Source organism: Actinomycetota bacterium, from assembly GCA_041658625.1.
In the GTDB taxonomy this organism is placed as follows: Bacteria; Actinomycetota; JAHEXW01; order JAHEXW01; family JAHEXW01; genus JBAZZW01.
Genome location: JBAZZW010000004.1, coordinates 19,715 through 32,466, shown reverse-complemented (window position 1 = coordinate 32,466; position 12,752 = coordinate 19,715). Strand labels below are relative to the sequence as shown.

Sequence of the window (12,752 nt, the reverse complement as noted above, 5' to 3'; positions counted from 1 at the left end):
GAATCACCCATCTTCGTCTGTGGGCAATGCCCACCACTTGTACTTTTCCGCGTAGGTCTGTATGATCGCGAAGATGGTCGCATCCTTTACATCAGGATATTTCTCCCGAGGATATTCTTCCCGTAGTGTTTCAAACACCCCCTGAACTAACCGGGCTACACGATCTCGCATATCTCCGGGAAGAATCATTGCCTCTCCGTTACTTCTTCAGGGCTGCGACAGTTAGCGGGTTGATGTACACCAACATACCGCCGATGATCATTTGAATGATCCCCGGCAACTCAGAGGCTTTTGTAATCCCGAGTATCGGTGATAAAATCAGCCCAATAGTTGCGATCAGCAGGACGGCAGAAAGTGCCATCACCACGGCTCGCATCGTCCAAAAGTCCTGCGATTGCACTTGTACTGGTTCGTCAGCCATTGACTTTCTCCTTTACTTGTGCCCCTCGTGCTTGTCCACAACTAGGACACTCAAGAAAGTTGTGGGGCTCTCCTGCAAGATGGACAGCGATCCACTTCTCACAGCACGCATCACAGACCGCGGTGAAAACATCATGGGATTTGTAATCGTCAAGTTCGATGACTTGACCGCTCAAAACACCACCTCCAGATTGATCATGAATCCGTCCCTCGATATCGTAACATCCCCGAATTTGGCCTTGACATGCTCGCCGCCAAGACCGAGGCCCCATCGTTCCGTCAATTCGTAAAGCAGATCCGCTCGCACAAATTGGTAGTTTGCCGATGCTGCCGCGACCAGCGATACCCAAAACGGCGGGGTCTCATAGATGAATCGAGCGCCCAGCCCACCGACAATCCGTTGAAATCGCTCCGTGTCTGATACTTGCTTGCCCTTGACTTCACCCGTGGCCATTAAGATCGCATCAAAAACCTCGGCTACCAATGCAGGCTGCAGGAGGCTCTTTGTCTGCGTATAAAGTTCGAGACGATGCGATGCCGCCTGAGTAAGATCGAATTGAACAGGCTTCTGATTTTGCCGGCTGCCCTGGTTCTTTTCTCCGAACTCCAGAGCCCCAAATTGCAAAAGACCCTGCGGTATGATCTCTGTGTCCCCTCGTGCGCCCGTTGTCAGGGTGTAGGCGAATTCACCGGTGCCCTGCATAGCCGCTCTAGCCGCGAACTGAAACAAAGCCTTGCTAGCCTTGACTGTGGCCTCATTGTCACCGCGAGAGAGTTGCACGAGGGTCTGCGCGAACAGGGGCCCGGCATCGAGAGACACAGCCACCGGCATCTCCGCAGGAGAACACTTCGGCATGCAGAGGCCCAAGATTAGGACCAGCAAAATAAGGGACCATAACTTGATAAGATCGCGCATTGTCAGTCTCCTATCGTAACCCTTCTCCATCCCTCCGGATGCAAATGTTCCAGCCAAATACCTATTATCGGCATGATTCTGATGCCCTTGGTTGAGGCGTTCGCGTCAATAACGGCCCAGTCATTATTCCATCGAATGACCATTCCGACATGATTAATGCCATAAGGCCTTTGTAGGCTTCCGGGAACCGCGAGGCAAAGTATATCAGCCGTCTGCGTCTCTTCATGCGAGAGGACTTCCCTATTCGTGAATCCATCATGACCCTTGAAGATTCTCCATGCCTGAGTGCGTGGATGTCCGGTGATTATGCCGGTATCCTCGAAAAGCTTTTGTATGAACTTCGAGCAATCAATGAACCCCTTTGCAGGGTCACCGCCCAACCGATAGATGTACGCGGGTTTGCGGATGTAATGCTCAATGGCTTTTCTCTCGACTCTTGCCTGATATTCCGGAGCAAGAGCCTCACAGAATCCCGGAAAGAGCAAGACCGATAGACACACAAGCCCCAGCAATGACATAGGCCACGGCAAGGTTGCCCTGTTTGAGTTCTTCCCACCAATCATGTTTCGTCACCCAGTTGAAAGCGCATACGAGGCTGATAATTGTGACTACCGCCAAAGTAGCCAGGCCCGATGACCAAATCATTTTCGCTATGAACCCGAGTGGATCTGCCTCGGGTTGAAAATATGGACTGATGAGACAAAGGACGAACATAAACACAAAACCGCTACCGACTACGATAGCCGCCTTACGAAATTCGCGGTGCTTTTGGACCTCGACCGAATCCTCGCACTCTTTTAGTTGTTCGGAATCCATCAGTACCTCACATGAGCAAAGATTCTCAAAATGATATCCAGGGCCAACAGGAACGTGAACAAGCCCAACATATAGGTCGCCTTTGCAATGTGCCAGTGCGGCCGGATTTTGATTCGACGCAACTCGATGCCCTCTTCTGTTTCAGTTGCGACCTGAGCTTTTTCCAAAACCTGCAAACGTGCCTCGTGTAACCTCATGTCCTCACGGCAAAAACCCCTGAATTCTCCAAGACTACCACGAAGGGTATCCACAGAATAAATCAGAGCATCCACTTTTTCGCCTAGAGCATCGAGAGTTACAGCCACTCGCTTACCTCCACGCGATGATGTTCACCACTGCGGCATCAGCAGACTTGAGTTCACAGATGGTCGTATTCGCTTCAACAGCAACCGGAAATGATCTTGGCTGAATGGCCGTGGAGGCAATAGAGCAATCCCGATAACTTGTCGCGGTGGCTGTCGCGAGGATTGTCTCACCCACCATGCCGGTAGCTGTCTCAGTCCCGTCGAAAGTCTCCGCGACATAAGCCGCAGTGATGACCAGGTTGTCCGCATCCGAAGCAACACCCAAGACCTCAGCACCGTTATAGTTCGTGGTCCCTGCGATTGTGACCGTATCCCCGTCAATGAAGCCATGCGCTGCACAGGGCAATGTTACGGTTCCATCCCCGTTATCCACCGCAGCCGCAGCATCGAGGTAGACCACATGGGCAGTCGGCGTGATGACGAGGTTATTCGCATCGCTCGCAGCCTCAAGGAGCCAATACCCATCATAGTAGGTGGTGCCGGCGATGGTGGCATACACCGACCCATCATGCGCGAACCCATGATTTGCTGCGGGAATCGTCACCGTGCCATCGCCATTATCCGTCAACGCACCGGCGTCCAGTAACGCCACACTCACCGGCGAGGTTCCACGGACAACCGCGGTGCCGGATATCACGTAAAGGTCGAATCCCTTGATATCCCCCGCGAGCTGAAACGGCACGAATGAGGATGTGAGTGTCCTGGCATCGCAGAACACCTCGGAGCCCAGTGGTATTAAATGTTGATCATTGGCGGTGACAACACATGGCTTATAATCACCCATTAGTCACCTCCCTTGCGCTTGTGTCCTTTGCGCCATCCGCCGGTATGTGGCTTTGTTTCGGTTTGGGTTGGTGGAGAAGGACTCGCTTTGGCCGCTGTTGCTTTCAGTGGTTTGTCAGCCCGTGCGATCTTCTCCACCAGCGTCTGATCAACTTCCGTTGACCATTCGGGTATCCAAATGCCTTCAATGGAGCGCCAGGAGGGACGGGGTAAGCCGCCCTCCTCAAATACGGCGCTCATTCTCAGGCAGTCATCCCGGCTCTTGACAATGCCCTTCCAGTCTATGGCGCTCATGCAGACACCTCATAAGGTCCGAAATGGACCTGGATCTGCCAAGCTTCAGCATTGGTGCAGGCAATAGCCGCATTAAACTTGATGTTCAAAGATCCACCAGTTTCGGCGTCAATCTCAGCCAACATGTTTATCTTAGCCGCTGCACCAACCTTCTGATAAGCTTGACAGGGTATCCGGGCATTCAAATCCACCGGGGCCACGGGAAGAGAGAAGGTACTTGGGGTCCAGGCATCGCCATCAGCCCCGCGTACATCGGCATAGCCACTGACGGAATTACCGACCCGTTGATACCGAGCAACCGTCGTATCCACGGCCGGCACGCTCGCAATGGTCGGAGACCAGTCCCCCCAATTGAGAGACCCGGTGAGGGCCGTGTTTTCATCGGCAGTCAAAAGCCGGGTATCGTTGCCTACACAAACAGTGTCGGCCGCTGTGCCATAAGGAAGTGCGGTCCCATCGTAAAGCACCAGATTCCAGTTGCCCTGACCGTCAGTCCCGAAATCGTCCGGTCGGATGACATCCGGAGAACTCTCGGCAGCTACTCCAGTCTTTAGGAACCGGTACCGCGCAAACGTCTGAGTTGGAGCAGCCCCCAGGGTAACAACGCACTCTTCGCCACCAACAGTTGCGGTCCCTGCCGTTGCCAACAAATCAAGTGCACCGGCTCCGCCACCCGTGAGAGCGGTCGCTTCATAATTGGGAAGAGCGGCCAATTGAAGGGCTGTTGGAGCATTCGACATCTTTGCTACGGGATCTGTCGGTGTGGGCGCTCCATTTTCAAGCCCCTTCAGGATTGATGCGGTAAGGGCAGCCTTATTGGTCCCATCTGAAGATTCGAGGGAATTGTAAACATACTTACCCGACCTGCCGACCCATCGCGTATCTCCTGCATCGGCGGTGTTAAGTACGAATGTCCCATCCCTCGTGTACGCAGCGGCGGACGCAAGTCCCTCGTAGAGAGTGCCAAGTGAAATCACGAAACACATTAAGCCGCCAACGCTTGTGGCTAGTTCCGCCGCGGTCAGATCCGCATACCGTCTGAGTATCCCCGTGCTACTGGCCTTTGCCGGAATGTCTGTCGCGCTTATTGCCGCGTTCTCTATACCCTTCATCATCGTGGCGGTTACGGCGGCCTTGTTGGTGCCATCGCTGACATTCAGGGTGTGGTAGACGTACAGCCCGGCATATCCGATCCATCTTGTATCCCCGGCGTCCGCCGTATTAAGAACATAGGTCGCGTCCCGCGTGAATGCTCCCCCGGCTGCCAAACCTTCATAAAAGGTGTCGAGCGATTTAACCCAACAGAGCTTTCCATCAACGCTCGTTGCCAACTCCGCCGCGGTCAGGTCGGCATAGACTGTGATGTCGTTTGCGTTTGAGTGTGTGGCGTAGTTAAGAGCGAGCTTGGCTTCAGTTATGGCCGCACCCGCTGCAACGTTTGCATTGACGAGGCCGGAAATCATGCTAAGGTTGACTGTATCAATCAACCATCGGCCATTACTTGCGCCTGCATCATCCGGCTTGATGACTGTTGGGTCACTTTCGGCCGCGGCACTTGTGGCATCGTAATGATACGTGGCAATCGAACCGGATGTGTTTGTCCATGCCTTTTCACCATCAGAAATGAGGGCATAGGCTATCCCATCCAGATCGTTAGCGGTCCCACCAACTCGGCCGGTCCGCACGTAATCGAAGCCCGCCGATGCGTCCGGAATGTCGGAGGTCTTGGCATAATCAGAATCGGCCATTGCCTTGGCCGTCACCATCTTCGCGTTATCAGTCCCGGTGTTGACCTCCGCTCCTGTGGCCACAGTCGGGATAGCCGATGTCTTTGCATAAGACGAGTCCTCAATGGCCTTCGGCGTCAAGAAGTCCGTGTCGTTCGTGCCAATATCAACCGCAGCGCCCGTGGCTTTGACAGGAACACCGGACACCTTAACTACAGGGTCAAGAGCCGTGGGCGCGCCGGCCTGAATACCCGCCAACTCATCAGCGGATAACTCAGTGCTCGCTCCCAGCTCACTGAGCTTCATCCATTTATAGGTTGTCCCCGCGAGCGGCATACACACGACGAGAGTAGCTTGCTTTGTGGCAAGGGTCATGCTCGTGCCGGCGAGAAAGGTTCCCGAGAACGTCACATTCCCGGATGAATCGTTTATGAGTCCCATTATGAACCCGGCCAGATCCTTGACCGGCGTGGGCATCGTATGCGTTACGCCGCCAGTAGTAGCTACCCAGTGTGTATATTCCGGGGAAGTGAAATCCCTCGGATTCAGGGCTTGACCTGTGGTAATCACGTGCGACCGGGGCGTTACGGGAATCGTAAATAACATGGTCCTTACCTCCTTTCATGCTCCGGTCTAGCTTGTGGCTGCTCCGTAGATCATGCCGATTTGGCGCGGTTTGCGCGCGATGACACCGTAAACCTGCCAAGAAACCAACCACCTCCGATAACGCCCTTGTGTTTGGAGTTCCTTCCGGTCAAACTTGTCATTGGCATAGTATCCGACCTTCATGTTCTTGAAGTTGACGATGCCGATTACGTCCGGGCGGACATACTGGTCGGAAACAATCGGGAATGCCTTCCCGATCTTCGCGTCGAACGTGGACACCTTGAAACCGATTGAGGTATCACCCTTGGTCATCTCACGGTACACGTTGTCGAAATCGTGGATCTGCTTGTGAACCTTTGGATGACATACAATCCACCAGTCGCCCGTTTGAAACTCCGCGTTTTCCTCCAGCCACATGGCCTCTGCCAAATCGTCAAGGTGGGACTTGTAGAGTTGTCCGCCGGAAAGATTCTTGTACACATTCGTGTTCGCGGCTTCAGCCTGGACGATTATCGGCCACGTGAAAAGACCGCAAAGCGTCGGCTCTTCAGTTGCATTCCCAAACTTGAATCCTGCATTGTAGTACGGTCGCATACGTAGAAGAGTCTTGGCCTCCTGTCGGCGCATCTTGCGGATCAATGCCGCAACCTGATGTTCCGTTTCATCGCCTACAATCTCATATGAGGTATTTTCCCGGGTTTTCCCAATCTCGAAGGTCTCCGCGCAGATTTGTGAACCAACTTCCCGAGTCGTCCGCGTCAACATCCGGGTTTCGTCCGCATCCTTGAAATCCGACCACACCTCATGGAGAATGTCCCATGTCACCGCGCCGCCATCGTTCGACAATGTGGAGTTGCCATAAGCGGCTCCAGTGCATACCCAGGGCGCGGCTGCATCGTCGATCCCTGCAACTGACGATACTTTCAGTTGCGCCCCGTCGCTCTGCCGCTCAAGGATTGTGCCCACACGAATGCAACGCCGGATTGATTCCTTTGATACCGCGGCATTCTGCAAATTACCGGAAATCGTCAGCGTCGGCGTGCCAGCGTAGTCCGATAATGTGGCGGTTACTGCGTCGGGATAATCTTCTTCCTCCAACCATCGAGCCACCGGCCCATTGAGCGTTTCTGCGCTTCCAAACTTGGACCGGATGTCTGACATGGCTTTCCCAATCTCATCCATCCCCGCCAATATGATTTTTTTGAGTAACCTTTCGGCTGCCACTCCAGACTGTGTCCAAAGCTTTCCAAAATCCGATTGCGTAGCAAATGCAGTCATTTTTTAATCTCCTTTACGCAAGTCCCGCCAAGCGTTTGGCGTATCTTTTGACTTCTCTGTCCTCTGTTTTTTGATCCTCTTCAGTTACTCGGTCCTCACCACGACCACCATCATCGACACCTTCCATGCGGGGCGCTCCTCCACGACCGCCCGAATGAACCTGTAACCTGGGCCGTGGGGCCTTCTGCCCAGCTGGAACGCCCATGACCTGCCGAAGTTCATCTGCTGCATCGAAAACAGTCATTCGACGCATGATGCTCTGACCGATGACGTACTCGACCTGTGCTTCGGTAAGATCCTCAAATCGCTTATCCATGAGCATGCCGGCTCGGGTTTCTTCCACGACTTTTTGCGCCTCACGCTCCTGTTTGGATGCACCCTTGGCCGCATTGACATGGGCCTCGATATCCGCGGCCTTCTCGCCCTGAATGCGTTTGTAGTATGTCTGCAAATACTCGTTCCAAACCTGCCCGGCTTGGCCATTCAAGCGTTCCGCCTTGGCCATATCGCCCTTGCTCTCGGCGTATTCGGCTTGGTCGGCTAACGACTTCGCACGCATTTCCAGGGCCTTCACTTCGGTAAGCTGCTTTGCAAATTGCTTGAATCCCTCATCTTTCATCAGCTTCGCGCGTTCAGCATCGGCCTTTTCACGATCAATCCGGGCCTTTTCGGCGTCCCGTTCTTGCTTTTCCCGTTTGAGGTCGGCCAACTCACGGTCTGAGATTTCTTTCTCAGTCTTGAGCCGTGCATGTTCCGCGGGGTCTATCGTAGCGGTCGCGGTGGTCTCCTCTGTGGTCTTCGCGTCAACGTCCGGACTCAACTCGTCGCTGACAAATTCATCATTGTCGGCTGGCATCTTTTTTTCCTTCCTTTAGTAGAGTTTCAAATTCAGAATCAAGCTCTTGTAGAGCCATTAAATACGTGTGCTCCTTGAGTTTTCCATTCATAACCGCAACCACAGCTCCGAAATGGCGAACCTGGTTCAATGCAGCCAAGAGTGTTAGAGCCTCCCGGACCTTCGTGTTTTGGCTGACCAATTCCTTGAGCCGGTCCCGCGCCGTTTTCTCCGCGTCCGGTTCATTCCATTCAACCCAGTCTTTGAGCGCCCAAGGGATCATCCTTCCTGAAAACCTCCACCCGGATTGACTGTCGGGTCCATCTGACTGGCCTGCATCATCAAGTTAAGGTCAGTCTGCTCAGGACCGAGCGGTCCACCATTCCGGATACCAGGATCAGTCACAGGTGCGGGGGCTTTGCCCTTCCCATTCGATCCTGGTGCCGGTTGCTGGGCAGCCATTTGCAATTGCTGTTGAAGTTGCTGAATTTGTTGAATGAGTTGCTGCTCGAACGTGGAAACTTGCCGTAGTCCTTGGTTATTCGCATCAACATCGAGAAGTTGACACGCGTCCTTAATAAAGACTCCCGCGTCGAACACGTACCCGGCCTGCTGTAGGAGCGGCACGAAGTTGGCCGCATTGTTCAGCATGTCAAGAATGGCCCGAGCCCTGACCAGCCTGGTATGATCCTGTTTGGCCAGGACGGGATAAACCACGAATCGAGAATTCTTGAGATCGTCCTCAGCAATCGTGTACGGGATGAAGGCGCCATCACGCCCCGGAATGTGGACGGTCTGGTCGCCCTCGCAATACTGAACGATGAACCCTAATGCCTGATTGAGTGCGGGTTTGAGACACGTCATGGCGAATCGGGAAATGCGGGTAGTAATAGGTCGCTGTGAATTACTCTGAAGAATATTGGCTTCGTGTGCGGTCTCGACGCCCTTGCCGACGCCTTGCATCACCTCGGACATGGTGTGGAGTTCAACCATTGAGAGTAAGAGCTTAATGGCATTCTCTATAAGCTGAATTGCCGAGACATCGAACATGTGCAGGGGCTCGGCCTTTTCGCCCGCGAGTTCTAACGGAAGTCTCGCTCCGACGGGCAAACCATTGGGGAATTTATCGTCAATGTACCGCATCATCCCCGGAGGCATTTGTGTGGCGGGATTCGCGCACCTGCGGGCTATATCCTGAGCTTGACCGATGAATTGAGACAACAACCAGAGCAGTGATTCTTCGCGTTCCAGCATACCCACGCCAAGAGGTCCTTCACGCTGATAAAAATGAGCTGTTGCGAACGGACGAGCAGCCCATTCAACGCTGTCGATCACGGGTCCCCAATTGAGTCGGACCAGTAATCCATCCGTGGGATCGTCAACGCCGGATTCGGTGATAAGGGTGAACAAGCCCTCTTTTAACCCGTCATCTGTGGGCACCTTGCCGTGGAGTTCCCACACCTTAAGGTGAGCATCTTCGTCAGAATCAATTAACGCATCCGGATCGGTATCTATTTCCGCGGGTGGATTCTCGTTCTTTAATCCGTCCCACCGCTCTTTGAATTTGCTCAACTTGCAGACATTCCCATACATTCCGGAACTGAAGCGATCCAGGATCTGTTCGTATGTAACCAGGGTCCAATGCCCAACCATGCGGAATCGCTGGACATCGTTATGGCGGGCTTGGGGGTCCGGCAGATAACGGTGCAGAGGAATGACTTCGATCAGTGGATCTTCCCTAAGAGTTTCCCATCCGTCCTCTTCAACCTCTCGAGTACGGTACATTCTCACACGGGCAAAATCAGGGTCCACCTCCGTGGTGACTGTGGTGATTGGGATGCGATCCGTGAACAAGGAAATCTTAAAGACCACTGTACCGTCCCGGACCCAGGCGTTGAGCCCATCGGTCAAGCGAGAATGAGCCTGTGTGTGTTCCAATTTATCTGTGAGGAGCTTCCCCACGGCATCAGCCAGAGTCAGCGAGGAAATGCTATCAGGCGGCGCGTTGGTAGGCGCTTTGGGCTGGGTAGAGGCATCCACGATCGTGAGCCATTCAGGTCCATCAAATAGAGCGGGCCAAGCACTATCAACCGTGGCATCTATTTTGTCAGTTATGGAATGGACGTATTTGCTGCGGGTTGATTCCTCTTTTGTCTGATAAAAATTGCGGATATCCTTGCGGGACTGCGATGGCGGGTAGGCTTCACCTTTGTACCACGCCTGCCATTGATCGGAATTAAGAAGGTTTTCGTACAGTGCTCGCCGCCGATTGATATCCGGTTCCTTGGCCTTCATGTAAGCCCGGGAAGCCTTGGCAAAAGCGCCGACATACTTCTGGATCTTTTCAAGTTCTTTTTTACTCGTCGGGGGTTCGGGTCTTTTTTTGTACGGAGGGGGTAACGGGGGAGGTTCGGGCGGCGGCATGTCCGGAGACATCCCGTAAGCAGAAGCGTATGGATCAATCGCGGGACTATTGGAGCCCGCCATCATGGACGGGTCCATTTGTGTCATGACTCCCCCGAGTCGATACAACATCTAGCGGTAAGTGAGTGTCACTTACCTTATGGGGGAATCTATATATAAGGAAATCTTATGTCAAGGGAAAACGACAAAAAAATACCCGGCAGGGCTCTACCGGGTTCTCTGATGTAGAGGTAGGTCTTTGGTTTGTCGCTGAGGGAAGGCTATCTCAGAGGTGGGGTCGTGTCAACAAAAAAAGGTGGGGACAGGTGGGGACAACCCAGGTTGCAGACTTCTGTAAGTTACTGGAATGTTGCAGTCGCCCTGATACCCTTGACCATCAAAAAAGGCTGTGATTTTCATCACAACCTCTTGATATCTCTGGTGCGCCCGAAGAGATTCGAACTCCCGACCTTCTGATCCGTAGTCAGACGCAGGGGTTGAATTTATTACTTTTGTTGGGGGGGTGGGGACAAAGGGGGGACAAGTTTCTCTGCCAGTTCTCGCATCACCTGCTCAGGCACGTCGGCATATATCTGCGTGGTGCGTAGGTCACTATGCCCAAGCAGGTGCTGTACGGCCTGTAGGTCGCGGGTGACTAAATAAGCCATGGTCCCCACGGTGTGCCGTAAGTCATGGAACCGAAACTTGGGGTCGATCTCCGCAGTCCTTTTCACCCGCTCCCAGGTCTTCCGCCAGTCCACATGATAAGGCCGGCCGGTTCTGGCATTCACCCAAAAATAATCTGTGCCGTTGTCCGGGATCGCAGCGAGAATATCATTCGCGACTGAGTTGAAAAAACCAGAATGTTCCTTTCCTCTCTTGGCTACCACGGTGTAAGCATTTCTCTTGAGATCAACCTCAGAGCGTTTCAGGTGTAGCACATTGCCTTTTCTCAACCCCGTACTCAGGGCCACAACGAGCATTTCGAATAGAGGCGGAAAAATCTCTTGTGCCTTGGCGAGCATCCTCGTTTGCTCGCCAATGGTGAGGATTCGCTTCACGGTCCTGTCTGGGTTGTATTGGGGGACCCTATGGAATGGATTCGGCAGATCGTCAACGCAGTATTCGAATGCAGCCCTACCCGCGGCAAGCTGCCGGTCCGCGGAATACTTGGATTTGAGCCTGTTGTGCTTGGGATTGATGGGAGTCTCAAGGACGGTCAATTGAAATTCCTTGATCAATGCGGGAGTAATTTGATCCGCAGTAGTATCATCCCCCCAAAATTCACCGAAACGCTGCAAGTAAAGCCGAGTATTGCTCTGATACTTTGCGGATAATCCCTCTGCTTCAAGCTTGCGAAGGTACGCGTACCTAATTTCTCGCCATGTCAACGGCTTTTGAGAAGGTGCGGCTGTCGAGAGTTTCGCCTCTTTTTGCCTCGCATATTCGAGAGTGCATTTCCCTAATGATAACTTTACTCTACAGCCCCCCCGCCTGAACCAGAGGTAATAATATCGCCCGGTTATGGGCAGCTTTCGACCGCATTTACAGGTGTCCCGCTCATAAGGGACAAGCCGTTTGCAATCTTTATATGGACAACGGACGTAAACAGGCATTAGTAACGCCGCGGTATCCGGTTCCCTGTCTGCCCAGTGTTGGGGTTGTAATTTCCCCGAGTACTGTAATTATCGTAATCCGTGCGGTTTGGCATGGTGCGTTGATAACTGTCCACATATCCGCCGTCAGAGCGGTAGTACCCCCCGACGTTTCCGCTTCTCGGATTTGATCCATAGCCGTAGCCTTGGGCACTCGCGGCGGTTGCAAGTGCAAGCAAAAAACCAATCGCGACAAGAATGGCCTTCATTTTGAAATCCTCCTTTTAGTACTACCGGTGGCCCCGTGGGCCACCTCTCGTTTTGCCCTCCCACCGGGCGGTTCAAGAAGGGTTATTGCCGGGGGCGGACCATCGCCCTCGTAAAACCACAAACGTTGATTCTTGGGAACCCCGAGGGTTATTGCCAATCTTTTCATCATACCTACTGAAATAAGATCAGGATTATCTTTAGCATTACTCTTAAAATCCCGCGACCATCCTAGTCGTGTCAGAAACGGTCCCTCTTTTTCCCTTTCTTCTGGCTTGATAAAAACCCATATCCTACGCATAGGATGAGACCATTCAAGCTTCTTCTCAACTTCAAACTTCTTTCCCATTTTTTGCAGCCACTTTGCAAAATTGTCTTGACAAGGGGTGTCGGCTGTCGCTACACTCGACATTACACGACGACTTACCACTCACATATCATTCTTCTCGGCATACACAACTTCTTGTGTGGTGTCAAGAGAAAAGGGGTCAGGCATGCCCTCCACGT

14 protein-coding genes and 1 tRNA gene are annotated in these 12,752 nt (G+C 53.1%); all 15 read right to left on the bottom strand.

Translation table 11 applies throughout. From position 1 onward, the window contains the following. Window positions 1–3 precede the first annotated feature (3 nt). Window positions 4–189 carry a hypothetical protein gene (locus tag WC891_08865; GenBank protein ID MFA5868044.1) on the bottom strand — a complete coding sequence of 62 codons (186 nt, stop codon included), beginning with the start codon at window positions 187–189 and terminating at the stop codon, window positions 4–6. A gap of 10 nt (window positions 190–199) precedes the next feature. Then, the gene (locus WC891_08860) at window positions 200–421 is read right to left on the bottom strand and encodes a hypothetical protein (protein MFA5868043.1); all 222 of its coding nucleotides are present in this window, start codon (window positions 419–421) and stop codon (window positions 200–202) included. Window positions 422–592: 171 nt separating this feature from the next. Further along, window positions 593–1,336, bottom strand: coding sequence for a hypothetical protein (locus WC891_08855; GenBank protein MFA5868042.1), 744 nt, complete (start codon window positions 1,334–1,336; stop codon window positions 593–595). A 2-nt stretch (window positions 1,337–1,338) separates the two neighbouring features. Then, a complete protein-coding gene (locus WC891_08850) occupies window positions 1,339–1,479 on the bottom strand; it encodes a hypothetical protein (GenBank protein MFA5868041.1) in 141 nt (46 codons plus the stop codon). A gap of 319 nt (window positions 1,480–1,798) precedes the next feature. Continuing rightward, window positions 1,799–2,152: a DUF350 domain-containing protein gene (locus WC891_08845; protein ID MFA5868040.1), complete on the bottom strand. Its 354-nt coding sequence runs from the start codon at window positions 2,150–2,152 to the stop codon at window positions 1,799–1,801. Then, window positions 2,152–2,457 carry a hypothetical protein gene (locus WC891_08840; GenBank protein MFA5868039.1) on the bottom strand — a complete coding sequence of 102 codons (306 nt, stop codon included), beginning with the start codon at window positions 2,455–2,457 and terminating at the stop codon, window positions 2,152–2,154. Before WC891_08840 ends, WC891_08845 begins: the two co-directional genes overlap by 1 nt. A 4-nt stretch (window positions 2,458–2,461) precedes the next feature. Beyond that, the gene (locus WC891_08835) at window positions 2,462–3,241 is read right to left on the bottom strand and encodes a hypothetical protein (protein ID MFA5868038.1); all 780 of its coding nucleotides are present in this window, start codon (window positions 3,239–3,241) and stop codon (window positions 2,462–2,464) included. Next, window positions 3,241–3,534 (bottom strand): hypothetical protein, encoded by a 294-nt coding sequence (locus tag WC891_08830; GenBank protein ID MFA5868037.1) that lies wholly within the window; start codon window positions 3,532–3,534, stop codon window positions 3,241–3,243. The genes WC891_08835 and WC891_08830 overlap by 1 nt, the downstream gene beginning before the upstream one ends. After that, window positions 3,531–5,867: a hypothetical protein gene (locus WC891_08825; GenBank protein MFA5868036.1), complete on the bottom strand. Its 2,337-nt coding sequence runs from the start codon at window positions 5,865–5,867 to the stop codon at window positions 3,531–3,533. Before WC891_08825 ends, WC891_08830 begins: the two co-directional genes overlap by 4 nt. A gap of 27 nt (window positions 5,868–5,894) precedes the next feature. After that, window positions 5,895–7,049: a DUF5309 family protein gene (locus WC891_08820; protein MFA5868035.1), complete on the bottom strand. Its 1,155-nt coding sequence runs from the start codon at window positions 7,047–7,049 to the stop codon at window positions 5,895–5,897. A gap of 109 nt (window positions 7,050–7,158) precedes the next feature. Next, window positions 7,159–8,001, bottom strand: a complete 843-nt coding sequence (locus WC891_08815; protein ID MFA5868034.1) for a hypothetical protein — start codon at window positions 7,999–8,001, stop codon at window positions 7,159–7,161. Further along, a complete protein-coding gene (locus WC891_08810; protein ID MFA5868033.1) occupies window positions 7,985–8,263 on the bottom strand; it encodes a hypothetical protein in 279 nt (92 codons plus the stop codon). The genes WC891_08815 and WC891_08810 overlap by 17 nt, the downstream gene beginning before the upstream one ends. After that, window positions 8,260–10,491: a hypothetical protein gene (locus WC891_08805; protein ID MFA5868032.1), complete on the bottom strand. Its 2,232-nt coding sequence runs from the start codon at window positions 10,489–10,491 to the stop codon at window positions 8,260–8,262. The genes WC891_08810 and WC891_08805 overlap by 4 nt, the downstream gene beginning before the upstream one ends. Window positions 10,492–10,822: 331 nt before the next feature. Beyond that, window positions 10,823–10,964 (bottom strand) — tRNA-Arg (locus WC891_08800). Between the two features lie 1,279 nt (window positions 10,965–12,243). Next, entirely contained in the window at window positions 12,244–12,594 is a 351-nt protein-coding gene (locus WC891_08795) for a hypothetical protein (protein ID MFA5868031.1), read from the bottom strand. Between the last annotated feature and the right edge of the window lie 158 nt (window positions 12,595–12,752).

Coding starts and splice junctions, on each gene's coding strand:
- WC891_08865 (MFA5868044.1), bottom strand. CDS start 189: ATGATTCTTCCCGGAGATATGCGAGATCGTGTAGCCCGGTTAGTTCAG.
- WC891_08860 (MFA5868043.1), bottom strand. CDS start 421: ATGGCTGACGAACCAGTACAAGTGCAATCGCAGGACTTTTGGACGATG.
- WC891_08855 (MFA5868042.1), bottom strand. CDS start 1,336: ATGCGCGATCTTATCAAGTTATGGTCCCTTATTTTGCTGGTCCTAATC.
- WC891_08850 (MFA5868041.1), bottom strand. CDS start 1,479: ATGGTCATTCGATGGAATAATGACTGGGCCGTTATTGACGCGAACGCC.
- WC891_08845 (MFA5868040.1), bottom strand. CDS start 2,152: ATGGATTCCGAACAACTAAAAGAGTGCGAGGATTCGGTCGAGGTCCAA.
- WC891_08835 (MFA5868038.1), bottom strand. CDS start 3,241: ATGGGTGATTATAAGCCATGTGTTGTCACCGCCAATGATCAACATTTA.
- WC891_08830 (MFA5868037.1), bottom strand. CDS start 3,534: ATGAGCGCCATAGACTGGAAGGGCATTGTCAAGAGCCGGGATGACTGC.
- WC891_08825 (MFA5868036.1), bottom strand. CDS start 5,867: ATGTTATTTACGATTCCCGTAACGCCCCGGTCGCACGTGATTACCACA.
- WC891_08820 (MFA5868035.1), bottom strand. CDS start 7,049: ATGGATGAGATTGGGAAAGCCATGTCAGACATCCGGTCCAAGTTTGGA.
- WC891_08815 (MFA5868034.1), bottom strand. CDS start 8,001: ATGCCAGCCGACAATGATGAATTTGTCAGCGACGAGTTGAGTCCGGAC.
- WC891_08810 (MFA5868033.1), bottom strand. CDS start 8,263: ATGATCCCTTGGGCGCTCAAAGACTGGGTTGAATGGAATGAACCGGAC.
- WC891_08805 (MFA5868032.1), bottom strand. CDS start 10,491: ATGACACAAATGGACCCGTCCATGATGGCGGGCTCCAATAGTCCCGCG.
- WC891_08795 (MFA5868031.1), bottom strand. CDS start 12,594: ATGGGAAAGAAGTTTGAAGTTGAGAAGAAGCTTGAATGGTCTCATCCT.